At 44.5% G+C, this 26908-nt stretch carries 27 protein-coding genes; 11 read left to right on the top strand and 16 right to left on the bottom strand.

The window, feature by feature from the left end; genetic code table 11:
• The first annotated feature begins 49 nt into the window (after positions 1-49).
• The 6 genes from Q0307_RS09935 to Q0307_RS09910 all read left to right on the top strand — a co-directional run bounded on the left by Q0307_RS09935 (position 50) and on the right by Q0307_RS09910 (position 4347).
• Positions 50-496, top strand: a complete 447-nt coding sequence (locus tag Q0307_RS09935) for a PAS domain-containing protein (protein ID WP_298660046.1) — start codon at positions 50-52, stop codon at positions 494-496.
• Positions 493-684: a hypothetical protein gene (locus Q0307_RS09930; RefSeq protein WP_298660044.1), complete on the top strand. Its 192-nt coding sequence runs from the start codon at positions 493-495 to the stop codon at positions 682-684. The genes Q0307_RS09935 and Q0307_RS09930 overlap by 4 nt, the downstream gene beginning before the upstream one ends.
• Entirely contained in the window at positions 656-1243 is a 588-nt protein-coding gene (locus Q0307_RS09925; RefSeq protein WP_298660042.1) for a PhnD/SsuA/transferrin family substrate-binding protein, read from the top strand. The genes Q0307_RS09930 and Q0307_RS09925 overlap by 29 nt, the downstream gene beginning before the upstream one ends.
• On the top strand, positions 1244-2812 hold the full coding sequence (locus tag Q0307_RS09920; RefSeq protein WP_298660040.1) for a FimV/HubP family polar landmark protein: 1569 nt from the start codon (positions 1244-1246) through the stop codon (positions 2810-2812).
• Between the two features lie 120 nt (positions 2813-2932).
• Complete coding sequence (locus Q0307_RS09915) at positions 2933-3682, top strand: OmpA family protein (protein ID WP_298660038.1); 750 nt, start codon at positions 2933-2935, stop codon at positions 3680-3682.
• Positions 3683-3684: 2 nt separating this feature from the next.
• Positions 3685-4347: a hypothetical protein gene (locus Q0307_RS09910; RefSeq protein WP_298660035.1), complete on the top strand. Its 663-nt coding sequence runs from the start codon at positions 3685-3687 to the stop codon at positions 4345-4347.
• Positions 4348-4360: 13 nt separating this feature from the next.
• On the opposite strand, the gene Q0307_RS09905 is transcribed toward Q0307_RS09910, so the two are convergent.
• Entirely contained in the window at positions 4361-4870 is a 510-nt protein-coding gene (locus Q0307_RS09905) for a hypothetical protein (protein WP_298660033.1), read from the bottom strand.
• Positions 4871-5632 (bottom strand): TatD family hydrolase, encoded by a 762-nt coding sequence (locus tag Q0307_RS09900; protein ID WP_298660213.1) that lies wholly within the window; start codon positions 5630-5632, stop codon positions 4871-4873.
• Positions 5633-5719: 87 nt separating this feature from the next.
• Here Q0307_RS09900 and Q0307_RS09895 point away from each other — a divergent pair, with 87 nt between their 5' ends.
• Together Q0307_RS09895 and Q0307_RS09890 are read left to right on the top strand one after the other, a co-directional pair.
• Positions 5720-7372, top strand: coding sequence for a mucoidy inhibitor MuiA family protein (locus tag Q0307_RS09895; protein ID WP_298660031.1), 1653 nt, complete (start codon positions 5720-5722; stop codon positions 7370-7372).
• Between the two features lie 4 nt (positions 7373-7376).
• Positions 7377-8168, top strand: coding sequence for a metallophosphoesterase (locus tag Q0307_RS09890; RefSeq protein ID WP_298660029.1), 792 nt, complete (start codon positions 7377-7379; stop codon positions 8166-8168).
• Here Q0307_RS09890 and tmpT read toward each other — a convergent pair.
• Positions 8165-8821, bottom strand: a complete 657-nt coding sequence (gene tmpT, locus Q0307_RS09885; protein ID WP_298660026.1) for a thiopurine S-methyltransferase — start codon at positions 8819-8821, stop codon at positions 8165-8167. The genes Q0307_RS09890 and tmpT overlap by 4 nt on opposite strands.
• Before the next feature lie 70 nt (positions 8822-8891).
• On the opposite strand from tmpT, the gene bioD reads away from it, so the two are divergent.
• Positions 8892-9539 carry a dethiobiotin synthase gene (bioD, locus tag Q0307_RS09880; protein ID WP_298660024.1) on the top strand — a complete coding sequence of 216 codons (648 nt, stop codon included), beginning with the start codon at positions 8892-8894 and terminating at the stop codon, positions 9537-9539.
• 3 nt (positions 9540-9542) lie between these two features.
• Here the strand turns inward: bioD and Q0307_RS09875 are convergent, their stop codons facing one another.
• Genes Q0307_RS09875 through Q0307_RS09865 form a run of 3 tightly spaced genes read right to left on the bottom strand, consistent with a single transcriptional unit; the run spans position 9543 to position 12962 of the window.
• Positions 9543-10727, bottom strand: a complete 1185-nt coding sequence (locus Q0307_RS09875; protein WP_298660022.1) for a PilT/PilU family type 4a pilus ATPase — start codon at positions 10725-10727, stop codon at positions 9543-9545.
• 3 nt (positions 10728-10730) lie between these two features.
• Positions 10731-11891, bottom strand: a complete 1161-nt coding sequence (locus tag Q0307_RS09870) for a PilT/PilU family type 4a pilus ATPase (protein ID WP_298660020.1) — start codon at positions 11889-11891, stop codon at positions 10731-10733.
• A 36-nt stretch (positions 11892-11927) separates the two neighbouring features.
• Positions 11928-12962 (bottom strand): type IV pilus twitching motility protein PilT, encoded by a 1035-nt coding sequence (locus tag Q0307_RS09865; RefSeq protein ID WP_298660017.1) that lies wholly within the window; start codon positions 12960-12962, stop codon positions 11928-11930.
• A gap of 52 nt (positions 12963-13014) precedes the next feature.
• On the opposite strand from Q0307_RS09865, the gene Q0307_RS09860 reads away from it, so the two are divergent.
• On the top strand, positions 13015-13701 hold the full coding sequence (locus tag Q0307_RS09860) for a YggS family pyridoxal phosphate-dependent enzyme (RefSeq protein ID WP_298660014.1): 687 nt from the start codon (positions 13015-13017) through the stop codon (positions 13699-13701).
• Here Q0307_RS09860 and Q0307_RS09855 read toward each other — a convergent pair.
• From Q0307_RS09855 to Q0307_RS09835, 5 genes are all read right to left on the bottom strand, one after another.
• Entirely contained in the window at positions 13694-14296 is a 603-nt protein-coding gene (locus Q0307_RS09855; protein WP_298660012.1) for a DUF4124 domain-containing protein, read from the bottom strand. The genes Q0307_RS09860 and Q0307_RS09855 overlap by 8 nt on opposite strands.
• Before the next feature lie 132 nt (positions 14297-14428).
• Positions 14429-16219, bottom strand: a complete 1791-nt coding sequence (locus Q0307_RS09850) for an acyl-CoA dehydrogenase C-terminal domain-containing protein (protein WP_298660009.1) — start codon at positions 16217-16219, stop codon at positions 14429-14431.
• 2 nt (positions 16220-16221) lie between these two features.
• Entirely contained in the window at positions 16222-18543 is a 2322-nt protein-coding gene (locus Q0307_RS09845) for a 3-hydroxyacyl-CoA dehydrogenase/enoyl-CoA hydratase family protein (protein WP_298660007.1), read from the bottom strand.
• Positions 18543-19667: a thiolase family protein gene (locus tag Q0307_RS09840; RefSeq protein WP_298660004.1), complete on the bottom strand. Its 1125-nt coding sequence runs from the start codon at positions 19665-19667 to the stop codon at positions 18543-18545. Before Q0307_RS09840 ends, Q0307_RS09845 begins: the two co-directional genes overlap by 1 nt.
• A 50-nt stretch (positions 19668-19717) precedes the next feature.
• A complete protein-coding gene (locus Q0307_RS09835; RefSeq protein WP_298660002.1) occupies positions 19718-20116 on the bottom strand; it encodes a MerR family DNA-binding transcriptional regulator in 399 nt (132 codons plus the stop codon).
• A 340-nt stretch (positions 20117-20456) separates the two neighbouring features.
• Here Q0307_RS09835 and Q0307_RS09830 point away from each other — a divergent pair, with 340 nt between their 5' ends.
• Positions 20457-21377 (top strand): porin, encoded by a 921-nt coding sequence (locus Q0307_RS09830; RefSeq protein ID WP_298660000.1) that lies wholly within the window; start codon positions 20457-20459, stop codon positions 21375-21377.
• A 72-nt stretch (positions 21378-21449) separates the two neighbouring features.
• Here Q0307_RS09830 and Q0307_RS09825 read toward each other — a convergent pair whose 3' ends face one another.
• The 5 genes from Q0307_RS09825 to Q0307_RS09805 form a co-directional block, all read right to left on the bottom strand.
• Positions 21450-22631 carry an O-succinylhomoserine sulfhydrylase gene (locus Q0307_RS09825; RefSeq protein ID WP_298659997.1) on the bottom strand — a complete coding sequence of 394 codons (1182 nt, stop codon included), beginning with the start codon at positions 22629-22631 and terminating at the stop codon, positions 21450-21452.
• Between the two features lie 193 nt (positions 22632-22824).
• Positions 22825-23436, bottom strand: coding sequence for a L,D-transpeptidase (locus Q0307_RS09820; RefSeq protein WP_298659995.1), 612 nt, complete (start codon positions 23434-23436; stop codon positions 22825-22827).
• A 16-nt stretch (positions 23437-23452) separates the two neighbouring features.
• Positions 23453-24958 carry an amidophosphoribosyltransferase gene (purF, locus tag Q0307_RS09815; RefSeq protein WP_298659994.1) on the bottom strand — a complete coding sequence of 502 codons (1506 nt, stop codon included), beginning with the start codon at positions 24956-24958 and terminating at the stop codon, positions 23453-23455.
• A gap of 105 nt (positions 24959-25063) precedes the next feature.
• Positions 25064-25618: a CvpA family protein gene (locus tag Q0307_RS09810; RefSeq protein ID WP_298659992.1), complete on the bottom strand. Its 555-nt coding sequence runs from the start codon at positions 25616-25618 to the stop codon at positions 25064-25066.
• A 21-nt stretch (positions 25619-25639) separates the two neighbouring features.
• On the bottom strand, positions 25640-26869 hold the full coding sequence (locus tag Q0307_RS09805; protein ID WP_298659990.1) for an SPOR domain-containing protein: 1230 nt from the start codon (positions 26867-26869) through the stop codon (positions 25640-25642).
• Positions 26870-26908 lie beyond the last annotated feature (39 nt).

Here is a 26908-nt window from a genome sequence, read left to right as displayed (position 1 = left end):
AATAGCATCCATTTCGACTTAGAGAGTCATATCAATGATAAGTCCATTCGTGCAATTGATATATCACGATGGCACTATGCGACAAGTGCTCATCAAAAATGAAGAAGTGCCCTTCCCTGAGGGAAAACTCATTGTGTCGCGAACTGATCTAGCAGGAATCATTACCCATTGTAATCCTTCATTTGTGGAAATGTCTGGTTACGAACAAGCAGAGTTGATTGGTCGTCCACATCATATTCTACGCCATCCTGATATGCCTGCCGCCGCCTTTCAAGATCTTTGGGACACGGTTCAGCAAGGCAAACAGTGGCATGGATATGTCAAAAACCTACGCAAAGATGGTTGTTTCTATTGGGTTTATGCCACTGTTATTCCCAATATCCGTCATGGCATCATCACCGGTTATACCTCAGTACGGCGTAAGCCTTCACGGGCAAAAGTACAGGAATGTATTCAACTTTATGCACAAATGAATACCGAAGGAACTGCCGTATGATGCGCACAGTCATGACGATAAGCCCTGATATTGGTCCTGATCGGATTGCAGGGTGGTATATTTTTAATACTTGGTTACAAAAACAATGGGGTCACCCCATCCGTTTAGAGTTATTCCCTAGCTTCCAAAAGCAACGAGAAGCGATTCAACGCGATCAAATTGGTATTATCCTATGCCAATCCTTTTGATGCAGCCATGTTGGTGCGTGAAAAAGGCTTTAAGGCTATTGCCGCCGCTGTTGGCAAATCTGATGAGGCAGTGATTGCAGTCAATATTGATTCGCCAGTGAAATGTATTGAAGATTTGCCAATGACTTGCCGAGCCGCTGTGACAGAGGCCCCAGATGTAAATACAATAAGTTCTATTCTGTTAGAGCCAGCTGATATCACACGCCAAACTCTACAAAGTGTCACTGCTGATACTTATGTAGTAGTCGCTAAATTAGTTCTACAAGGCAAAGTAGATGTCGGCTTTTTCTTAGCAGAAGCTTATGATGGCTTGTCTCGGGTCGTGCGTAGTCAGTTACGGGAGTTACTTCGTAGCCAAATTCACGACATTCGACATGTTCTGCTGGTAGACTCTCATTTACAAGTAGAGCATGAAACCCTGAAAACAATACTGGCCAATATGAGCTCCGATCTAAAAGGTCGCGACGCCTTGCATAATCTAGGCTTCACCGATTGGGAAATCCTCCAGCAGGAGGATACGGAGTTCATGATCGACTTAATGGATACTTTGGTGACTTAAATGAATAGCCCGCTGCGTGTTCCTGCTTTAACTTTAACAATTAGCTTGCTTGCCTTTAATGCTGTTAATGTAGTGCAGGCTGCAGAAAAAAGTATTGAAGTCAAAGCAGGCGATACCTTAAGCACAATTCTTGCGGAGCATTATCCTAACTATAAAACTAGCAAAGTTTTAACCCAAGCCATTTTTGAAGCTAATTTGGCTAGCTTTAAAAATCAAAGCGTACACCAACTAATCGTTGGTAAAACCTTGCTCTTACCTGATCCGCTTACGATTCCCAACCTACAGACCCCTGAACTAAAACCTGAAACGGCTAGTACCAGTACCCCTAATGATGATAAAGAGCTAGCTAAGTTACAAAGCCAGCTCAAAACCTTAGAAGCAGAAAAAGAACAATTAGCTAAAGAGCTTAAAGACCTAGCTACAACAGCAACCACTACAGCACAAAACGTACAGACAGATGCACCTGATCCAGCGATCTTGATGCAGCAATTAGATGAAATTGAGAGTGCCAACGAACAAATACTAGCTGATAAAAACAAACTGCTGACAGAACAAGAGGAGCTAAAAAAGCAACTACAAACACTTGAAGCTGACAAAAAGCAATTAGAAACTAAGCTCGCTAGCCAAGAGACTTCTACTGTAAATAATGAAACAGCTAGTACCAGTCCAGAAGCCACCTCAACGGACACGTTAGATCCGACAATTCTACAACAACAATTAGATGAAATTGAAAGTGCGAATGAGCAGATTCTTGCTGATAAAAAACAATTAGAACAAGAACGAGATCAATTAAAACAACAACTACAAACTCTGCAAGCGGGTCAGCCGACCGAAGTAACGGCATCATCCCCACCGGTTGCTGCAACTCCTGACACTGCACCTGCCAATTCGGATGCGCCTGATCCTGCCATTTTGCTGCAGCAATTAGACGAGATCGAAGCAGCCAATGAGCAACTCCTTACTGATAAAAATAAGCTCCAAGCTGATTTAGAAACCGCGCAACAACAATTAAAAGAGCGTGATCAAACCATGGCGGCCTTAACAGGACAAGTAAACGAAACTAAAATACAATTAGAAAGCTCTCAAAAAGAATTATTACTTGCTAATGCTGCACGTGCTAATGCTGAACTTAATAAAGCCAGTTTAGAAAAACAGCATGGTTCTTGGTTACCTTGGTTATTAGCTCTTTTCATGCTACCAGTAGGTTGGCTACTGGGACGCCATAGTAAAAATCTAACTACGCCAACTCATGAAACAAAGCAGACAACGACTAATCCACCAATAGTAACGCCAGCTACTGTTGCTGCTACCGATATGCCAATACAGGCTAGCTTTACTGAGTTATCGACTACTAGTGAATTTTCACCTTTAGCACCTAGTGTAGCGGCTCAATCAGTCGCTGCAGCCAATGACGATAACCTTGATGCCGCTATCAAGTTGGATATTGTTCGTGCCTATTTAGACTTGCGTGACTCTACGGCAGCCAGCTCTTTATTAAAAGAAGTGTTACGTGAAGGCGGACAGCGTCAACAACAGGAAGCACGGGAAATTCTCTCATTTTTAAGTTAAATACCCTCAAAGTTGCGATCACAAACCCAGCTTTGTAACCAACCTGACTCAACTGATGGCAAGCTGCTTGATCAGGTTGTTTTGTCTGTCTTCAATAAAGGCTACTTAGTGGAGTTGTTTATGCCTAGCAAGAATGACTATAAGCACCAAATTTTTATGCGCTTATCTATGCGCTTATCTATTTTGGCGCTATTAATGGCTTTTAGCTTGACTGGACTGACTTTACTGTGGAAACAATCAACCATTGAGAATGATTTAGCACAAAAAGCAAGAACCGCTTTAGCTGAAGCTAATTTACCTACGGTTAACGTCTACTTTCAAGGCCGTGATGGCCATATCAGTGGCATTTTAACTCAAGAAACCTCCTTAGAAGCCATTTTAGAAATTGTGGGCGGTGTTGATGGCGTAAGGACTATCCATAATCAAGTGACAATTGCTCCTGCTCCTAAAACTAGTCAAACCACTCAGCCTAAAACCACTGACTTGGCTTTAGGTAAACTATATACACCCTCGAAGAAACATGTACTCGAACAACTTGATTTAAGTAAAGTTTCTTTCATACCTACACAGGCAGTATTAACCGAAGACTCCTATCCGATTCTGGATCAATTAGCAGAGTTGCTCAAAACATACCCGCAAGTACTCGTAGAAATATCCGCACATACCGACAATCAGGGGACTGCGCTCGGTCAAACAGCACTCACTCAGGCAAAAGCAGAAGCTGTGCTTCAATATCTCTTAACAAAAGGTATTGATTTGAATCAAATTAAAGCCCAAGGTTATGGAGCAAGCCGCCCTGTTGCCAGTAATGAAGATGAGGCAGGACGCATGCGTAATCGGAGGGTTGAATTGACCGTCCTAAAGGAGTAAGCATGCATGCGCTCAGTTTCCAGCTCTCAGCCCTTGGTATTGGATTATTTTTACTAGGTTTGGGTCTAGGATGGTGGACAGCACATTTCTTCCAACAGCACTCCCGCACCGCCTGCTATCAACAACTTGTCCGTTTGCGCTATGCACACCAACGCTTACAGCAAGACTTCGCTGAACTCAATCAACACGCTCATTACTGTGAAGTTGAGAAAGAACAAGCACTCAAGCAATTAACCCAATCCGCTGATTTAAAAAATTTTGAGCAGCTACGTTTACAATTAATGCATACCCGTAATCAACTGCGAGAAAGCACTGATTTACTAGCAAAACGCGAACAACAATTACGCCGATTAAGTGACTTAACTCGATTGCTCAAGAAACACGTGCGTATACCTGTCCTAGTTGCTAATCAGGCGAATATCACCCACTTAACTACTCAAGCCCATGACTTAGCTTGTCTCGAGGGAATTGATCAGAGTAGTATCCAAAAGATGCATATGCTCGGTATTCTAAACTGTGAGCAATTAGCCGCTTGCAGTACTGAGCAATTGAAGCTGATTCAACGTCTAATCAGCGAAGAGAGTATTGTACCTGTAGCAAAATGGGTTAAAGCAGCACGTCTATTAGCCCAAGTTCCCCAAACGCCCAATAGTATGGCGAATTAATTTTAGGAGACTGTCAAAAACTATTTTTAGTTTTATCATTGGCCGTCTCTGTAGACTTAACCATTAAGTAGCCTTTTTGCTGTTCCTCATTGTAAATCAATGTCAGGGTACGGTTTTCTGTTTTACCAGAGAAGTAAGTTTCACGCTTTAACTCGGCCGGTTGCCACCAAATGACTGGGGGAGGATTACTGAGCCAAATTGATTGCAGCGCTGTTTGATCCAAATTAGCTTGCTGTAAACGAGCACTCATTACAAATTGAGCAACCGGCTCCCTGTTAGCCTCAAACACTAGCCAACTGGTATGACCCTCATTGGTACGACGGCGAATGGCTTGAGCAGACTTAATTTGCTCCGGCTTCACATCAAACCAGTCAGCCACAGCTTGACGTGCATCATTTGGTTTAGCTTGCTGATAATTAGCAGCATTGACCGGTAATAGCCAATCAGCAAGATACGGTGTCAGTGTCAAACCAAGCCCTAATAAAATGACAATTCCCATTAAGACTGGAAAAAAATATTTCATCTAATTAATTCCAAATAAATTTTGTGCGTTTGTAGTCGTTACTTTCGCTATAGACTCTACAGAACAAGACCGCAATTCTGCCAAAGCCTCTGCAATCACTGGCAAGCGTAAAGGAGTATTACGCTGTCCGCGCCATTGGCTATCTGGCTGATCCGGCGCATCGGTTTCTAGCAGCAAAAACTCTAGGGGGACTGTTTTTAACACATATCTAAGGCGATGGGCACGCTCATAAGTCAAAGTTCCCCCTGCTCCTAGGTAAAAACCTTGCGCAATCAGCTGTTCGGCTTGCTGTAGGCTACCTGCAAAACTATGCACGACTCCCCGTAAACCACCCACCCGCCGAATACAACTCAAAACGGCATCCACTGAACGCCGTGCATGAATAATCACTGGTAAATCAAACTGCTTGGCTAGTTTTAACTGCGCGTTAAAGAATTCAGTTTGGCGCTGCACATCTAAGTCTGGCAGAAAAAAATCTAAGCCACACTCACCTACTGCAATCACTTGCAAACGATTTCCCTGAATAAAATCAGCTAAAATAGTGAGATGCTGCTGAGTGTGTTCTGCCAAATAAAGCGGATGTAGGCCATAGGCTGCATGCAGTCCAGCCTGACTTGTGCATAAAGTTTGAATAGCATCCCAGCTTGCTTGGGTAATCGCCGGAATAATCAAATCACTTACACCTAAAGTTTGCATCTCCTTTAAAAGCTGCAGACGATCAGGCGCAAAACTGTGATCATCGAAATGGCAGTGAGTATCAATTAACTGGATGATTTTCCAAGTCCTATTTTTGTTGCTATGCTAGCAATATCCATTAATGAAGAAAAAATACCTCGGAGTTTTGACAAAATGCGTATTAGCTTAGCAGTGATTAGTGGTCTTTCAGTGGTGTTGTTTTTCCCGCAAACTGCTTATGCCGATCTACAAGCTAACTCCACTATTAGTGCGGTTACAGTATACCCAAATAGCGCACGAATTACGCGTACCGCCACGCTTAACTTAGCTGCTGGAGAGACTAAAATTATTTTGCCCGGACTACCTTTACAAATGGATGCCACATCCTTACGAGTGTCTGGTGCTGGCTCAAATCCAATAAGTTTGGGCAGTGTACAACTCACTGAACAATTAAGTTCAGATGCGGTACAAGTTAAAGAGCGCCAATTAAAAGAAGAAATTCGTCGCTGGCAAGAAAAGCGTCAGGAGGTGGCTGATGCCAAAACTCGTGCCGAGCAACAATTAGCCTTTATTCGTGCCACTGGTATGCAACAAACTAACAAAGATAATTCAGCACAAGGTACAACTGCCCTACCCCTAACTCAATGGCAGCAAGCTTGGCAGACTCTAGAAACAGCAACGGCTGAAGCGCAAGCCAAAGTACGTGCTGCTGACAAAACGCTACAGGACTTTGATAAAGGTTTGACTCAACTCCAAGAGCAGTTAGAGCAAATTGCTACTGGCGAAACGAGTAACCGTACTGCAAGCTTATATGTAAAAGCTACACAACCTAGCAATCTGACTCTCAACTTGAGTTATCAAATTCCGGCCGCTAACTGGTCTCCCGTCTATGAAGCTGAATTAGACAGCAGTACTGGTAAGCTCCAATTTAAAACCCAAGCCGCTATCCAACAGAGTACTGGTGAAGACTGGTCAAATGTCAACGTGAATCTGTCCACTTTACGCCCAACAGCGAGTGCAACCCTGCCTGAACTTAATAGCTGGGTAATTTCTTTGTATGCACCACCCGTCATTTCTGAAGCCTCTGCGGATACGATGCGCAGTATGGTTGCTGCTGAAGCCATGCCAGCGGCTGCTCCTGCACCAACGATGGTAAAAGAGCGGCCTGCGATGAAAATGCTTGAAGAAAACAGCACTTTAGTGACTGGCAGTTATAATGCTGAGTATCAAGTTCCCGGTACTTTGACACTCGCTTCAGGTAGTGATACGCGGCGTGTCACTTTAGAAAATCAAACCTTGGATGCTAAACTGCAATTAAGCAGCGTTCCTCGCCTAGATCCAAGAGCTATTTTAACAACGGAAGCAACTTATTCAGGCCAAGCCCCTCTCATTCCGGGATCAATCGCCTTATATCGTGATGGCAATTTTATTGGTAACTCACAATTAGCTGAACTAAAAACCGGTGAGCTCATAAAACTGGCGTTTGGTGAGGACGATCGAGTAAAAATTCGCTTTCAACCGACCCCTGAAAAAACCACTCAACCCGGCTTATTAAGCAGCCGCAAGCGTTTGGACTACAGCTATCAAGTCACCATCCAAAATGAACATGCGGATACACGTAGCATCAAACTATATGACATGATTCCCGTAGCGAATAACTCAGATATTAGCGTGACGCTAACCGGCGATATTCCAAGTGCAAAAGATGTGGATAATAAGAAAGGTGTGAATACTTGGGTGCGTGAGCTAGCGGCAGGTGCTAAGGTAGAGCTTAACTACGGTTATAGCATTAGCTATCCGCAAGATCAGTCTTTATCTGGGCTTTAAATCAATGGCTGAAACGACTCCGCTACGCATTTGGCAGCTCAGTGATACCCACTGCTATGCTGATGACTCTTCTCATCTTATTTGGTCACCTTTACCGGTCTATCCAAATCAAGCATTGATCCGCGTTCTTAATCATCTTAAGCAACAATCACCCTGTAATGCCTTAGTGCTGAGTGGAGATTTAGCACAAGAAGAAACGGCAGCCACTTATCAGTGGATTAATTGCCAGTTAGACAGCTTCCCAGCGCCTGTCTACGTATTACCCGGCAATCATGATCACCCTGAATTGATGCAAGCAAAGCTCAGCAGTCCCAATATCCATCTGGTAGACCATAAACAATTGGGGGCTTGGCACTTACTCTTTTTAGATAGCAGCCGTCCACTACATGGAGAAGGTTATTTAACTACAGAAAAGTTAGACATTTTAGTCCACAAACTCAAGCAACTGCCCGTTGAAGCACATGCCCTGATTTTTCTACATCATCATCCATTACCCATTGGGAGTGCTTGGATGGATAACATGGGTTTACAACAGCCTGAGCAGTTTTGGGAAATTTTAACTCAGTTTCCACAAGTCAAGGCGGTGGCTTTTGGGCATATTCATGCTGAATTTGTTGGTGCAGTCGCCAATAATCAAAACCAAGCTATTGCTGTGTATGGGACACCAGCAACTTGTGTGCAGTTGACCCACGATGAAGCGCGCTTAGGGTTTAAACACGCCAAACCGGGCTGGCGTGAAATAAGTTTATACGCAGATGGACGTATTGCCACACAAGTGCATTACCTAGAAGCCTAGAATTTGGGTTTCAACAAATAGACCCCCTCATATAACTCTTTAGCCCCTTTAGCCATAATGCCATGTTGAGTGTGGCTAATATCGACGCGCGCTAACAGCTCAATGTAATACTGAGCAGCATAATAGGACTGCACTTCTGCAGGCGTTACTGAAAAGGGTGGCCCACCGGTGATGGTCTGATCGTATTCTAAGGTGATTAAGAGGTTCGGTTTACCAGTTGCGATCTGTTGAAGATGCCCCGCATACTGCTCACGCATATCCGGCGGCAAAGCAATTAAGGAAGCACGATCATAAATAGCCTCGCACTCTGCCAAATCAGTAGTTGTGAGTTGAAAGAAATCACCGAGTAGAATTTTTAAGCCCTCTACTTCCCACAACTCAAAAGCACCTTGTTGAGTAACTTCTGGCTCTAATCCGTGCTCTGCAAAAAAATCTTTGACCGCAATTGGGCTTAGTTCAACTCCTAACACTGGATAGCCTTGTGACCGCAACCAGAGCATATCGCTACTTTTGCCACACAAAGGCACAAATACGCCCCTCCCTGTAGCTAGCTTGAGCTTTGGCCAATAAGTTTGTAGATAAGGATTAATTTCATCTTGGTGAAAACCAATTTGGTTTTGCTGCCAACGCTCATGCCAAAATCGGGCGCGCATCTTAAAGCTCGCTATGCAGTTGAAGAGCCTACAGTATAATAGAAAATTTTCGCGACTCAGAGCTTCTCAATTGAATTCCAGTGTTTTTGCAACATGGCTAGAGCAGATTAGTCAATTACCCGGTCTTTTTATGACAGGCACGGATACAGGTGTCGGTAAAACTTGGATTGGTACTCGGCTGTTACAGCATTTGCGACAACTTGGTGTACAGATTACTCCACGTAAGCCTGTAGAGTCGGGCTGGTCAACTGAGCAAATCACTGAAACCGATACGTGGAAATTAGCCTTAGCGGCTAGCGGTTTTCAAGCCTTAAACCAAGTCTGTCCCAATCGCTTGTTAGCGCCACTCTCACCGCCGCGTGCAGCTCAGTTAGAAGGTAAGCAGTTAAGCATTCAACAACTGGCTGAACAATGTCACAAGAACTACAAACCACCTAGCTTTCTATATGTAGAAGGCGCTGGTGGTTTTTACTCGCCCTTAGCCAATGATGGTTTAAATGCCGATTTGGCGGCTACTTTAAAGCTACCGATTGTCTTAGTGAGTGAAGATCGGGTGGGTTGTATTAATCATATTCTGCTAAGCGTTGAAGCTATTCAAGCACGTCACCTAGACTTAGTCGGTATTATTCTCAATCCGCTTCAACCCGCACCACTGGGGATGGATAACCAGCAAGATTTGCAAGCCTTGCTGGATTTACCCATTATTCGTTGGACATAAACTTTAAGCATCTGCAGAGCCAGTAATTTTATTTTTCGTCGATTCCAGTACTTTTTCATAGACGCTAGGTTCAGCGTGCTTAGTTTTATCGGGGGCGAAACTGCCATTTCCAAAGCTAATTTGCCATTCAAGGTTGTTACGTGAAGTGGCATACTCTAAAGCATGTGCTTTAGTAATCTTCTTATCCCGCAATAGTCGGTATAAGGATTGATCAAAGCTCACCATCCCATCCGAAGTGCCCTTCTCAATAATCTCAGGCAGATCATTGAAATGGCCTTTTCTAATCAACTCAGTCACATACGGGGTATTCACTAAAACTTCTGCTGCTAAGTGAATACCTTCACCATTGGAGGCAGGAATCAAACGTTGAGCAACAATCGCACGTAAGTTCAGCGATAAATCCATCAACACACGGTTTTTATCTTCAGAACTAAACAGGTATAAAATCCGCTCTAGAGCTTGTACAACATTGATCGCGTGCAGGGTTGAAAGTACCAAATGACCGGTATCTGCAAAGCCCAAGACTGCTCCCATTGTGGCACTATCACGTGCTTCTCCTACCATAATCATATCGGGAGCTTCGCGCATCGCTTCACGCATAGCATTAGCATAGCTTAAGGTATCAAAACCGACCTCACGTTGGCCGACAATCGACTGACCGTGACGAAAGGTATACTCAATAGGATCTTCAATCGTCAAAATATGCCCGCAATGGCGCTCATTGCGATATTGAATCAGGGAAGCCATAGAGGTTGATTTGCCGGAGCCTGTCGAGCCTACGAATAAAATCAAACCATCTCGACGCATCACCAATTCTTTCAAAACCGCTGGCAGATCGAGATCATCAGGATTAGCGATATTGCTGCGAATATGCCGTACCACCATTGAAACTTCGCCACGTTGGAAATACAAATTCATCCGAAAGCGGCCAATCCCTTTTAAGGCAATCCCTTTATTAAACTCTCGAGAACTATAAAAGGTTTCCATTTCACTACCGGTCAAAACTTCTTCCGCGAGTTGGCGAATATTACCGGGTTTCATCGGCTCTCTGCTGATTTTGCGCAAAGAGCCACGCACTTTGACTGAAGCATGCGCACCGGTGGTTAAATAAATGTCTGAAGCCTGTTGCTTTACCATCATGTGTAATAATGGTGACAGGCGCATATCCTCTTCAATTAGATTAGCCATGGTTTACCTTCTTACATTATTCGCCACAGGTTCGATTTCAAGCTGATCCGTACCACGGAAGAAATCGTTCTCTTTAGAGAAGCGGCTTTCCAGCTTCAGACGCAAACGCAGATCATTGACTGAATCCGCATTGCGTAAACCTTCTTGTACAGTGATTTTTCGCTTTTCAATCAAGTCAAACAAGGCTTGGTCAAAAGTGCACATGCCATACTCACGTGACTTAGAGGCTAAGGTCTTCATTCCTGAAACATCGCCCTTAAGAATCAGATCAGCCATCAAGGGTGTATTGATAATGACTTCCACCGCTGGAATCCGCGATTTTTCATCCACCGAGCGGACCAAACGTTGAGAAATGACTGATTTAAGATTGAGCGACAAATCCATTAATAACTGCGGATGACGCTCTTCCGAGAAAAAGTTAAGAATCCGCTCGATTGCCTGATTAGCACTATTTGCATGTAAGGTAGTTAAACACAAGTGCCCTGTTTCCGCATAGGCAATCGCATATTCCATAGTCTCTTTATCACGCACCTCACCCATCAAGATCACATCGGGTGCTTGGCGCAAAGTATTTTTTAGCGCTACTTCATAGCTAGTGGTATCTAAGCCAACCTCACGCTGGGTGAGTAAACAACCCTTATGTTGATGAATAAATTCAATAGGATCTTCAATCGTGACAATATGTCCACGGGAATTTTCATTCCGATAATCCAACATAGCAGCCAAGGACGTGGATTTACCTGAACCTGTTGCACCCACAAAAATAATTAAGCCGCGTTTAGTCATGGATAGGTCACGTAAAATCGGCGGTAAATCTAAATCCTCGAATTTAGGAATTTTGGTGGGAATATGCCGCAGCACCATGCCAGAACAACCGCGCTGGGTAAACGCATTGACACGGAAACGCGCAGTACCCGGCAGGCTAATCGAGAAATTACACTCCATCTGCGATTCAAACTGTTGTAGCTGGTAGTCATTCATAATCGAACGTACCAACATACGTGTATTCATTTCTGACAAGATATTCTGCGTGAGCGGAATCATTTCCCCATTCACTTTTACCGAAGGGGCTGCATCGGCTGTAATAAATAAGTCTGAACTACCTTTATCAAGCATGCCGCGCAGTAGCTTCTGCACATAGCCCATTGCATTATCGCGATCCAAGAACATTACTCCTTCTAATCATTCAGACCTGTGTGCTTAAATCGCATCAGGGTTATCGGCTTTACGGCGTGCAGTTTCTTTATCAATAATACCTTTCATCACCAAGGCTTGAAGTGACTGATCAAGGGTTTGCATTCCATCCCCTTGACCAGTTTGAATGGCAGAGCGCATCTGGGCGATTTTGTTTTCACGGATCAAGTTACGAATAGCCCGTGTACCAATCAAAATCTCATGTGCCGCAACTCGACCACCATTGCGCTTACGCAATAAGGTTTGGGAGATAACTGCTTGCAAAGACTCAGAGAGCATCGAGCGCACCATTTCTTTTTCCGCAGCAGGGAACACGTCAACAATACGATCAATAGTTTTAGGTGCACTGGTGGTATGCAAAGTACCAAACACTAAATGCCCAGTTTCAGCCGCCGTCAAAGCTAGACGAATCGTTTCAAGGTCACGCATCTCCCCGACGAGAATGGTGTCAGGGTCTTCACGTAACGCTGAACGTAAAGCAGCCTCGAAGTTACGTGTATCTCGATGCACTTCACGCTGGTTGACTAAGCTTTTTTTGCTTTGATGGACGAATTCGATGGGGTCTTCGATGGTCAGAATATGCCCATATTCACTATCGTTTTTATAATCAATCATCGCCGCTAAGGTAGTTGACTTACCCGACCCTGTAGGTCCTGTAACTAAAACTAAGCCACGCGGATTATCTGCAATCTTTTTAAAGCTGGTCGGTGCATTCAACTGCTCTAAGGTGAGCACCTTACTTGGAATCGTCCGAAAAACTGCTCCTGCGCCACGCCCTTGATTAAAAGCATTCACACGGAAACGTGCAATACCGGGAATTTCAAAGGAGAAATCACACTCCCAGAATTCTTCATAGGCTTTACGCTGGTTATCATTCATGATGTCATACACCATGCCATGGACTTGCTTATGCTCTAATACCGGTAAGCTGATGCGGCGCATTTCGCCATCAACTCGGATCATAGGGGGCAAACCTGCAGACAAATGCAAGTCAGAGGCATTATTCTTCACACCAAAGGCTAAGAGCTGAGTAATGTCCATCGTTACTAAGTTTTTTATAATTTTTAGGATTTAATCAAAGTTAACACAACGTATGACCATTAAGGACAATCTTCTGATAATCGGAGAACGCATTCGCGCGGCTGAAGCTAAATATGGACGCCCCGCAGGTAGTGTTAAATTATTAGCGGTCAGTAAGCATCAAGCATTAGCTGCTTTGCAGGAAGCTTTGCAAGCCGGGCAATGGGCTTTAGGCGAAAACTACGCTCAGGAAATGGCCGAAAAAGCTCACCAATTAGCGAACTATCCGGTCGAATGGCATTTTATCGGCCCTATTCAGTCCAATAAAACTCGGCAAGTTGCAGAGCTTGCCACCTGGGTTCACGCTGTAGACCGTTTGAAAATCGCAGAGCGTTTGAGTGAGCAAAACCCTCAAGCGGATAGGCCTCTGCAAATTTGTTTGCAAGTGAATATCAGCGTTGAAAACAGCAAGTCTGGTGTGCAACCGGAACAAGCTTTTGAACTGGCCAGCGCTGTTCAGAAACTACCCAATTTACAATTACGAGGGCTGATGGCCATTCCCGCCCCTGAAGCAGATTTTGCTAAACAACGCCAAGCCTTTGCGGCAGTAAGAGGTTTGTTAGAAAAGCTAAATAGTGAAGGCTTCCAGCTTGATACTCTATCGATGGGGATGACTAATGACTTAGAAGCGGCGATTGCTGAGGGTGCTACTATTGTGCGTATTGGTACTGCTATTTTTGGCGCTAGAATGGTCAATTAACTCTTGAGATGACAGAATTACGCATCATAGTAAAACTCACTGCCTCGGTATTGCCTAAAACTGCATCTTTTGCATCATGTAAGACTGCAAATACGCTATGTTCACCGCGTTCGATACCGGTGACATCAAAGCTATCATTTGTCGTTTCACCGACTTGGCGGCCATCAACATAAATAACGATACCATGCCCTTGCTTTAGGGCAGGTTGCAGATCAATTTTGATTTTGACATTACCACCATTAGAACGCACCACCTCGTCACGACCCGGTACTAAGATGCTGAAGCTTGCATAACCCGTAGCGGCGGTTGACTCATCAGCAGACTTTGCGACTTGGCTTGAGCTAACGGACACACGAGCTGTAGCCTCTGCAGTAGAGGGTTGATTAGCCGTAGTCTGAGCTTCCACAGGTTTCGGTTTACCCTTGAAGCTTTCTGCTACAGTTAACACAGGTAACTCAACGGCTTGTATAGAACGTGCATTGTTTGGAGGCTCATCACCATACACTTGCTTACCGTTTGCATCGATCCAATGATAGATTTCAGCAGAGGCTGAACTCATAGCACACAAGAGACTGAGAATGACTAAGGTTCGCACAATTGACACTTCGCGTAGGGTTACATGAAGTTTTATTCTAGGGAGAGCGAATTCGCTTGTATAAATAGATCAGATGAATGGACACGAAAGGATTATAAGCTCCTCACCCTGCGATGAGGAGCTCAGTAGAACTTAAAATGCCTCTGCATTAAAACTCATTAAACTGCCACAACCTGACATAATAATGCTCATTAAAGCACCTGTTTGTGGCAATAAGCGTTCATAATAAAAGCGCGCCGTGTCCAATTTGGCTTGATAAAACAACGCCTCATCGCCTGAGCGTTTTTCTAAAGCAATTTCAATAGCACGTAGCCAGAGATAAGCCAAGGTTACTAAAGCAAACAAACGCAGATAATCGGTCGCCGCAGCTCCCCCCTCTTCTGGATTAGATAAACCTTTTTCAGCCAACCAACCCGTGACCGTTTGCAAGCGCCCAAACGCTTTGGCTAAACCTTGTACGAACGGCTGAATTTCAGGGCGGGTATCAGTTTGCTTATCGCTTAGATATTGGCTCACTTCATGGAAGAAAGGCCGTAAATTCCGCCCTAGATGCGCAGGCATTTTCCGCCCTACTAAGTCCAGAGCCTGAACACCATTGGTGCCTTCATAGATTTGCGAAATGCGCGCATCCCGCACAAATTGCTCCATCCCCCATTCACGAATAAAGCCATGACCGCCATAAACCTGCATACCTAAATTAGCAATCTCTGAGCCACAGTCGGTCATAAATGCTTTTACAATAGGCGTCATTAAAGCTACAAAGTCTTCAGCCGTTTGTTTTTGCACAAGATCAGTGGCATGCAAAGAAATATCCAACTGACGCGCCATCCATACTGCCAGCATCCGATTGCCTTCGGTATAAGCGCGCATCGTCAACAGCATTCGGCGAATATCTGGATGCACTACTAAAGGATCAGCCGGCTTATCCGGTTGCACAGCCCCCTTTAAAGATCGGCCTTGTAAACGCTCTTTGGCATAAACCACTGCATTCTGATAAGCGACTTCAGAGATGCCTAAACCCTGCATCCCCACACCTAAGCGGGCAGCATTCATCATTACGAACATCGCCTGCATGCCTTTATTCGGCGTACCGACGAGATAGCCGGTGGCAGCATCAAAATTCATCACACAAGTGGAGGAGGCTTTGATCCCCATTTTATGTTCAATCGCACCACAAACGGCAGCATTGCGCTCGCCTAAAGACGCATCTGCATTAACTAAAAACTTAGGCACTAAAAATAGGCTGATGCCCTTAATTCCAGCAGGCGCATCCGGCAGACGCGCTAAGACTAAATGCACAATATTTTCTGTCAGATCATGCTCACCGGAACTAATGAAAATCTTAGTGCCTGTGATCCGATAACTACCATCGGCTTGTGGCTCTGCTTTAGTGCGTAACAAACCAAGGTCTGTTCCACAATGCGGCTCAGTCAGGCACATTGTACCGCTCCACACACCCTCGACCATTTTCGGCAGATAGAGTTCTTTCATGGCTTCTGTGCCGTAATGTTCAATGGCGTTATAGGCTCCATGCGTCAAACCGGGATACATACCGAAGGACATATTGGTTGCACAGATAATTTCTTCAACCATTGTGCCCACCGTATTGGGCAAACCTTGACCGCCATATTGCGGGTTAGTCGTCAATGCTCCCCAGCCGTTCTCGCAATAAGCTTGATAAGCCTCTTTAAAGCCTGTAGGTGTCGTTACAGTGCCATTATCGAAATGACAGCCCTCCTCATCTCCAGAGCGATTCAGAGGCTGTAGGACGTTTTCACAAAACTTGCCAGCTTCTTCAAGGATGGTTTCCACCAACTCATGATTTACCTCCTCAAAACCGGGTAGTGCTTGAATATCCGCTGGATTAAACAGTTCACTGTAAGCAAAACGCATATCGCGTAAAGGGGTTTGATAAGTTGGCATGATTAGTTCCTCAGCGGTTTACCGGTTTCCAGCATAGTTTCCATACGGGCTAATGTATTATTATTGCGCACTAAGTTCATAAAGGCGTTACGCTCTAATTGCAGCAACTGATCTTCATTCACCTTATCAACCATATCGGTATTGCCACCACTCAATACATAAGCGAGTTCATTAGACACCACCTCATCATGTGGCGTGGCTTTACCCATCGCACGGAAATCACTCACAGCCATTTTCATGGCGGTACGTGCTGTAGGCCCAGGTAAATTCAGCTCAATTGGCTCAGGCACTTGATAGCCATCTACCATCGCTAAGGCTTTAGCTTTAGCATCTGCCAATAAACGGTCACGATTCATTGTAATCGCATCAGATGGGCGCAAGAATAAATAGTCTTGAGCTTCCTGTGCAGATTTAGAAACGGTTGCGGTGCTAATCATTTCAAACACTTTTATTACTGCAGGCATCAAACCACTGGGACGCTTTTTATTGGTAACCCAGCGTTGCAGCATTTCTTTACACCCCCCCCAGCCCGGAATAACACCAACTCCCACCTCCACTAAACCCATGTAGGTTTCAGCATGGGCTTGCAGCGCTGAGCAATGCAGTAAAACTTCACAGCCGCCTCCTAAAGCCATTCCTGCAGGCGCACCCACAATCGGGAAAGGTGCATACTTCATCGCTTTATAAGTGTCTTGCCCACCTTTGACCATGGATTCGATTTGCTCCCAAGAAGCGATATTCGCTGCAAATAACAGCAAGCCTAAATTAGCACCTACCGAGAAATTACTGCCTTCGTTATAAATCACTAAAGCTTTATAATCTTTGGAAACAATGCCAATTGCTTGCTGAATCATTGCGAGGATTAATGGATCCATCGCGTTCATCTTGCTAGTGAACTCTAAGCAAATTACGCCATCACCAATATCCCAAAGACTGGCAGAAGCATTCTTCGCCACCGACTTACTCGTGCGCTTAATATCCTCAAGTAATAAGATCCCAGCGGGGCGTTGCACAGTTTGATACTGACCGTTGGTAGTTAAATACTCTAATTTGCCGTCTTGAACCCGATAGAAACTACCGACTTCAGCAGCCAATTTGAGTAAAGCTGGGACAATAGAACCTTCGGCCGCTAAACGATCAGCAAAATCTTTAGCCCCTAATTGATCGATTAATTCAAACGGACCGTATTTCCAGTTGTAACCTAAACGCATCGCCGTATCGACGGAGTGAATATCATCCGCAATTTCTGGTACTAAAGACGCAGCATAGCTCAGAACTTGTGCCAGCACTTTCCAAGCATATTCACCACCTTTGTCCTTATAGCTAACCAAATCGGCTAATTTGCGGGTATTAGCCACACTATCTAAACGCCCTTCGCGGGACTTGCTGTATTCGCCGGTTTGCAGATTAATCGATTCTTTAATCTTTTCGCTACCCACGCGATTCAGGCGATAGAATCCCCCCTTACCCTTGCGCCCCGTGTAACCGTCTTGAATCATTTTGCCAATGACTGGCGGAATAATCGCTTTAGCATGGAAAGCATCCGCAGCAGGTAAAGTACGCTTCAGGCTTTCCATTAAATGGGGCATTAGATCAATCCCAACTAAATCGGATAAGCCAAACACACCGGTTTTAGGAATACCCATAGGTTTACCAACCACAGCATCCGCCTCTTCAACCGTCAGCCCTAAATTCATGGCTTCTAAAATCGCGGTCTGAATCCAGTAAATGCCAATCCGATTAGCAATAAATCCGGGGCTATCTTTACAACCGACAACCCCCTTACCTAATTTAAGGTCACAGAATTGACTCACTTGCTCTACGACCTCAGGCTTAGTTTGTGAGCCAGCAGCAACTTCCAGTAAACGCATGTAACGCGGCGGATTAAAGAAGTGCGTAATCATGAATTGCTCAGCAAAGCTTGCTGGCAATCCGGCCACTAAATCATGCAGTGGAATCGTGGAGGTATTAGAAGACACCACCGCATCTGCACGACGCACAGCATCAATCTTCTTATACAAACTTTGCTTAAGATCTAAGCGTTCAATAATCGCTTCAATAATCCAATCACAATCGGCTAGCAGATGCAGATGATCTTCAATATTTCCAGTCGTTACTAAACGTGCATTGCGCTTGTGCATGAAAGCAGCCGGATCAGACTTTAAAAGCTTTTCGACCGCTGCTTCTGCCACTACGTTACGATTCGTCGCACCTTGAGGCACAATATCGAGTAACACAACAGGAACACCCGCATTGGCAATGTGCGCGGCAATGCCAGTACCCATGACACCCGCGCCGATGACAGCAACTTTACGAATTTCCATTACACCGCCTCCAAGATGGTTGCGATACCTTGACCGCCCCCAATACATTGAGAAGCTAACGCGAACTGTTTACCCTCGCGCTTTAATAAAGATGCGGCCTTACCAGTAATACGTGCACCGGTTGCCCCCAAAGGATGTCCTAAAGCAATCGCCCCCCCATCTAAATTGATTTTGGCTAAATCTAAATTCAGATCACGAATACAGGCTAAAGATTGAGCTGAGAATGCTTCATTCAGCTCAATAATGTCTAAATCATTCACACTCAAACCGGCACGCTCTAAGGCTTTTTGGCTCGATAAGACGGGTCCAATCCCCATGATCTCAGGTGCACAACCAGAAACTGCGATGCTTTTAATTCTGGCTAAAATCGGCAAGCCATGAGCTTTAGCGAACTCCTCACTGCAAACTAAAGTTGCAGAAGCACCATCGGTTAAAGGTGAAGAAGTACCCGCTGTGACTGTACCTTTTTCATCAAAGGCGAGCTTTAAGCCTGCTAAAGTTTCAAGGGTAGTTTCTGGACGGATACAGCCATCTTTGGAAACTGCACCAACGGGGATGATTTCTTCTGTTAATTTACCCGCTTGCTGAGCTGCGGCTGCTTTTTGATGGCTAGCCACCGCAAAAACTTCTTGATCAGCACGCGAAATGCCATATTTCTTTGCAAGATTTTCAGCAGTAATCCCCATACTCACATAAGCATTGGGTGTTTCTTCATAAAGTTGGGGATTAGGTGATGGATTAAAGCCTGCCATGGGCACACGAGTCATAGACTCAACACCCGCACAAATAAAGGCATGACCTGCATTCATTTGAATTGCACCAGCAGCTTGATGAATGCCTTGCATAGAAGAGCCGCAGAAGCGATTGACCGTCACACCACCAACAGAAATCGGTAAGCCTGCTAAAAATACCACTAAACGTGCTACGTTCAAGCCTTGCTCACCCTCAGGGAAAGCGCAGCCCATGATCAAATCTTCGATGTCTTTACCGTCAATGCCAGTTTTAGCAACTAAGCCTTTAACTGCAGTAGCAGCTAATTCATCAGGACGAACTCTGGCTAGTTCACCTTTATTCGCTAAAGTAAAGGGGGTGCGCGCATAACCTGCAATCACAACTTGTTTCATCTCTGCTCTCCATCCATTAGTCAATTAATGAGGAGCCACGGGTTTAATCTTCAGCTAACTGTGAGCGAGTCATCCTCCAAACGACTTAAACACTCTGATTCAATTTTCATTAACTCATCCAGTGTCATCGCTAGGTCTAACTGTTGCTGTTTTAATACACTGACCTTTTCCCGAACATTTTTTAGCAAAAACTGCAATTGACCAGTTTGCTCAGGATCAAGCTCAGTGTTATATAAACCAATGAACTCCTTGATCTCCTCCAAGGAGAAACCTAAACGTTTACCGCGCAAGATCAACTTCAAACGTGCGTGATCTTTATAACCATAGACTCTATTAGCTCCCACACGCTGCGGCTCTAATAGCCCTTTGTCTTCATAAAAACGTATGGTACGAGCACTAATTTCATACTCATCAGCTAATTCAGAAATAGTCCAAAGTTTTTGCTGCATAAACACCTCTTAACGCATACTAGAATAAGTTAACGTATACGTCAATAAGGATTAAATTTAAGCAATAACTACAAAATCTTACGTTCATCAGGAAAGTAGGGCTTTTACAACAGTGTCATTTATGCTACATAGTGTTACGCTGGGTAAGATAACTTAAAGGCGAGTTTTTAACGAATAATCAAGCTAGCCGAAAAGCCTTGAAGTGGTGGAAAGACTGAGGTTTTTTCGTAAGTTAGATTACCAAATCGAAAAAACTATCTGGATAGCAATTGTGTCTCGATAGTGTTGGCTTTATAATACAGTTCGCTGCGTTTATGCAACGGTGGAATGGGAAATTACTATGAAATTGAAAAATCTGACAATCGCCATCGCAATGGCAAGTTTGGCTGCGACCTCTTTCGCTGCTCAGGCTGAAGATGGTACTTCTTTCTATGGCTCTGTACGTATTGGTATCAATAACACTGACAATGGTGTTACTTCTACTACACAATTCCAAAACTGGTATTCACGTATGGGCTTTAAAGCTGAAACTGAAGTCGCTGACGGCTTAAAAGGTTTCGGCCATTATGAGTTCAGTGTTGACACTGACTCTGCTGACAATGCAAACGGTGCATTAGGCACTCGTAAAGCTTATGTTGGTTTGAAAGGTGGTTTCGGTCGTGTCCGTATCGGCCAAGACTATCACACCTTCTATAACACCGTTATCGCGCCAATGGATATCGCTTGGGATGCTGGCGGTACAGGTGCAAGTTTCTTAGGTACCTACACTGGTCGTACTGGTGAAGCCTTAACTTATGACACAACTGTGGGTCAAGTTGGCTTAGGCGCTACTATGTATCAAGGTGATGATACGTATAACGACGGTTACGAAATTGGTGCTAGCTTCGACGCCGGTCCTGTGAAAGTTGGCGTCGGTTATAAAGATGCAGACTTCAGCGGTACTGCTGAAGAGACTAGTAAGGCCTATGGTGTTGCCTTAGGCGGCAAAATGGGACCTGCAGAATATGGCTTTGCTTACACAGACCGTGACAACACTGGTAACTCCATCGATTTACATTTGGGTTATGCGGGCGCTTATTTAGCTTACGGTCAAGCTGACTTAGATGCTGGTGCAAAACCAACTAGTATCGCTGTTGGTTATACTCTGCCAATCGGCAAGAAGACTTCTGCATGGTTCGAAGCACAACAAACTGATGATGATTTGGGTACAGCTACCAGCGAAGTTACTAAGCTGAAAGCTGCTCTGAAATACGACTTCTAATTTAGAATTAGTATTTAAGATTATAAAAAAGGATGCTCAAAGCATCCTTTTTTTATACTTGTCCGCTAGCTTCTAATTATCTAACCCACGCCCTAGATCACGTTGAATATCAGTGACTGACTCCAAGCCTACTGATATACGAATCAAGCCATCTTCAATCCCAACAGATGCACGCTGTTCTGCGGTTAAACGACTATGGGTTGTGGTTGCCGGATGGGTAAGCGTACTGCGGGTATCACCCAGATTAGCAGTGATTGAGATCATTCTAGTCTGATCAATGACGTGCCAAGCAGCTTTCTGTCCACCTTTAACTACAAAAGAGACCACTCCACCAAAATCACTTTGTTGTTTTTTTGCCAATTCATGCTGTGGATGACTCGGTAAACCGGGATAATAAACGCGTTCAATGTTAGGCTGCTCACTTAACCATTGCGCTAGAACTAGAGCTTGCTGGCAATGTGCTTGCATTCTAATCTTTAAAGTTTCTAAGCCTTTTAGAAAAATCCACGCATTAAAAGGACTCATGGCTACTCCACCAGAGCGCAAAACCCCAAATACATCTTTACCCACTCTTTCAGAGTCACCTACAACTGCACCACCTAAAGCACGCCCTTGCCCATCTAGATACTTGGTTGCAGAATGCACAATAATATCAGCACCTAATTCCAACGGACGTTGTAAAGCCGGCGTACAAAAACAATTATCAATCACTAACAAACTATGATTACGATGAGCTAAATCAGCGAGTGCATGAATATCAACAAGCTCAGTTAAAGGATTTGATGGCGTTTCTGCAAAAAGCAAGCGTGTATTACTTTGCAAAGCCTGCTCCCAAGCGCTCAAATCGGTGAGCGAGACAAAACTGACCTGTACTCCAAATTTTTGAATATAATTCTGTAGCAGTACTGTAGTAGTTCCAAACACTGAATTAGAGCAAATCAGATGATCACCCGCTTTTAGAAAAGCCAGCATCACCGCAAGAACCGCAGACATGCCTGAAGAGGTAGCAACACAACTTTCTCCGCCCTCTAAAGCCGCTAAGCGATCTTGAAAATAACGCACGGTTGGATTGGTCATTCGTGAATAAATATTTCCCGGCTCAGCCCCACCGAAGCGTGCAGCAGCTTCTGCAGCACTTGTAAACACAAAGCTTGAAGTTGGAAAAATTGCTTCTGCATGCTCTCCTTCAGAAGTACGCTGATGGCCTGCCCGTACTGCTAAAGTCTCAAACTCCCAATCACCAATTTCATACATAGTTTAAATCCCTAAATAAAAAAGCCGGGACGAGTTCCCGGCTTAGAATTTGAACCCCTCAACTCCCTTAGGATTGACTCATTCGCTGTTGGTTAGCAATAAGTATTAGCTCAGATAAATCTGCATTTTGGTTACAACATACATGAAAGACAGGTATAAATTGCCAATTAGCTAACACAGTTAACATCTCAATTTATCTACGCTCTGCAATGAATACTAAAGTATCTTCGCGGACTCGATCATATAAATCAATCACATCCTGATTACGCATCCGAATACAGCCATGCGATGCGGGAGCACCTAACCGCCCTTCCTCATCTGTACCATGAATATAAATAAAGCGCTGATAAGAATCGACCATATCACCTTTATTCAAACCCGGTTCTAAACCATCTAACCACATGATGCGCGTCGTGACATTGTCTTCGCCACTACGCGCCCCAGGAGCTGTCAAAATTTTCGCAATGCGCCCAGTATTTTGACGGGCTTTAAACACCGTACCTAAAGGTGCTCCGTCACCTATCTTTTGCGCCAAACGATGAGCTCCTAAAGGGGTTTGATTGCTGCCTTTACGACTACCTAAACCTGCTTCAGCAGTAGAAATTACCCAACGATGAGTCACTTGACCTTTTTCAATTAGCAAGAGCTTCTGATTACTAGCGTCAATCACGACTACTTGTTCTGTAGAGTAATTTGGAAAACGGCCTTGTAAATCCCTTAACAAACCAGCAATATTGCCATCTTGGACTTGAGCCTGCTCAAAAGTCGGTACTGGCTGATTATAAACCTGGTTGTCTGCACTCACATTAATGTTAAATAAGCTAATCGCTATCGCGCAGGTCAATGGCAGCATCGCGCAGCGAAGTTTTTTGTTTTTGTTGATCATTACGTTGTGCCTCTAATTCGACAAAATAATCAGCCGTTTCACCGGTCACATACTCACCAGTAAATACGGAGCAATCAAAATTCCGCAGGCGCGGATTTCCTTTTTGAATGGATGCCACTAAGTCCTCTAGGGGCAAATAGAATAGACGATCGACCCCAATCACTTTAGCCACTTCTTCTTCGGTACGCTCATGGGCAATTAACTCTTTCGCCGCCGGCATATCTATCCCATAAATATTGGGATAACGAATCGGGGGCGATGCAGAAGCAAAATAGACCTTTTTAGCCCCAGAATCACGTGCCATTTGTACGATTTCCTCTGAGGTGGTACCACGTACAATGGAGTCATCGACTAAGAGTACGTTTTTATCTTTAAACTCGACATGAAGTGGATTTAATTTCTGCCTAACTGATTTTTTCCGCAGCTTCTGACCCGGCATAATGAAAGTACGACCGATATAGCGGTTCTTCATCAAGCCTTCGCGGTAGGGTACACCCAAGGTATAAGCCATTTCTAAAGCAGACGTTCGGCTAGTATCTGGGATCGGCATAATCACATCAATATCATGCTCAGGCCAGATGCGCTGAATATACTCCGCTAGCTTATGCCCCATGCGCATGCGAGTTTTGTGCACGAAGACATTATCAATGATTGAATCAGGACGGGCGAAATAGACATATTCAAAAATACAGGTATTGTATTGTGGATGATCACTGCATTGCTGAGTAAAAACTTTGCCATCCTGCGTGATGAAGATCGCCTCACCCGGTTCAATGTCGCGGACTAAACGATAGCCTTGTGCATCTAAAGCCACACTTTCGGATGCTAGCATATACTCATTGCCTTGCACGGTTTCACGTATGCCATACACTAGTGGGCGAATCCCATTAGGATCGCGAAAACCGACCAAGCCATCGCGGGTAAGCATGGTCACCACAGCATAAGCCCCTTTGCAACGTCGATGCACTCCTGCTACTGCAGCAAAAATATCCTCAGGCCGCACATGATAAGCATCTTGTTTCAATAGCTCTTGAGCAAATACATTTAACAGGATTTCAGAATCAGAATTAGTATTAATCTGCCGCCGATCCTGCATATAGAGATCTTTGCGTAACTCAACCGCATTGGTGAGATTACCGTTATGCGCCAGTGATATTCCGTAAGGGCTATTCACATAAAATGGTTGCGCTTCCGCAGAGGAGGAAGAACCAGCAGTTGGATAGCGTACATGCCCAATCCCCATCGTACCAAGCAGGCTGCGCATATGTTGCTCAAGGAAAACTTCTTTAACTAAACCATTGTCACGTCTGAGATAGAGTTTGCGACCGTCACTAGTGACAATACCCGCTGCATCTTGACCTCGGTGTTGTAAGACAGTTAAGCCATCATAGAGCGCTTGATTCACTGGCTCTTGACTAACAATCCCAATAATTCCACACATACGCAGTTGACCCAACTACAGAAACAAAACGGCATTTTACCCTTCTGGCTAATAAAAGCCATGCACAGCGCTGTCCTGCTATTAAATCAAGTTAACTTGCTTGAGTTATTGAGCAGGCTCTGTAGGTGCAGACTGTTGGGTAGGTAAATGATTAGCAGCACCTTTTTCTAAGAAATTAGACACATCAGCCGGAATATAGTTTTTTAATTTTATTGCAGCTAACTCAAAAGAAGGCAATAAACGAGAATTCTTCCACCAAGCATTAGCTGGCAAACTGGTTAAGCTTAACAAAACGACTGAGAGTGTAACTAATAAAGCGCCACGGAAAGCACCAAACAAACCACCGAAAAAACGGTCTACTCCACCTAAACCAATCGCAGAAATGGCTGCATTAAACAGATAATTAATAATAGCTCCAGCAACCAAAACCCCAAAAAAAATAATGGCAAACGCAATACCTAACCGTAATACCTCACTCTGTACGGCAAAGGGTAATTGAGCCGCCAAGGGGCGGACATAGAGAAAAGCAAAAGCAGCGGCGGCGATCCAAGTTGCTAATGACACCGCTTCACGCACAAAGCCACGTATTAAGCCAATCAATGCAGATAAAATAATTAAAACAAGAATACCTAAATCTACAAGATCAGCAGAAGGTTGCATACGTGGCTTAGCCTTTACAACTTAATTTTTAGTCACAAAACTATTTTGCACATATTGGTTTTGTGCATAACGCGCCTTCATTCTAGCTTGCACGGCTGCTGCATCACCTTTACCCGGATAAGTACCCACTCGTACCCGATAAACTGTTTTACCATCAACTTTTGCACTAGTAACAAAGACTGGATACCCCTCACCACTCATGGTGCTCTTAATACCCTCTGCCTTAGTCTTATCTGAAGTTGCTAATACTTGAATCACATAACCACTGGCTGAAGAGCTAGCTGCGGTAATAGTTGGTACTGGTTTTTCAACCGGTTTAGTAACAGTAGTAGCCCGCTCAACCGTGGCAGTACGTGTATTCACTGTAGCATTACGTGGTTGTGCAGATGGAGGGGGAACTGGTCGTTCATTCACCAAGCGTGGATTTTCAGGTTTAAGCTCACCTGAGGCCGCTACTGGACGATCTCTAGTACTGGTATTCACCGTTGTATTACCACTAGAAGCGGGTCTACTAGCCCCTACGTTGGAACCAGCAGCAGCTACTTTTGCAGTTTCACTACCACTTGCAGATTTAGCAGCATCACCACTTGTAGATCTAGCAGCGGTTGCCGTTGCATTGGCTCCCATACTGCCAACACCCGGTTGTTTTTCACCATTTTCTACTACTTCGCGTACTTCACCTTTTTGTGGATCACGCACTTGGAAACCCGTAGTATCACTTTGCATTTGGCTCGTCATACCTTGGATAGCCTGCTTACCAGACTCAACTGCCCCTGCCACTGCTCCAGTGGCTGCAGCTATCGCACCTGCTCCAGCACTTGTACCTTGATCATTAGCAGCGGTTGTACCGGCTGAATTATTAGCGGAAGCATTAGGGTCTGCGATGGGCAGACTAGCATTAGGATCTTGTGCACCTAATACACTTTGCGCTTGCTGTTGAGCTGGGTCTACTGTATTAGCACCTGCATTGGTCGAACCAATAGCGTATTCTTGATTAGCACCTGCTTGTTGTACAGCAGGATCCGTAGTACCAGAGCCAGCAGCTAAACTGCCTTCCCCATTTTGTGCATTCTCCTCTTTAACCCCTGGGAAACCTAGGATAGGTGTTGATTCCTGAGTTTGTTCAGCGATCAGATCTTTCTGTTCGGCTGGCCGATTTTTACCTTTTAGCAACCACGCTAATAATAAAGCCGCTATTAATACTAATACGACTGCACCAATCATGCGTTTGGTCGTTGACTTGTTGTCCATTGTCCCGATACTCCTTAATTAATACACTCAAATGCGCCG

Origin of the sequence: uncultured Thiothrix sp. (assembly GCF_937873765.1) — a bacterium.
In the GTDB taxonomy this organism is placed as follows: Bacteria; Pseudomonadota; Gammaproteobacteria; order Thiotrichales; family Thiotrichaceae; genus Thiolinea.
The sequence above is the reverse complement of the archived record's forward strand: the minus strand, read 5'-3'. Positions and strand labels throughout refer to the sequence as shown.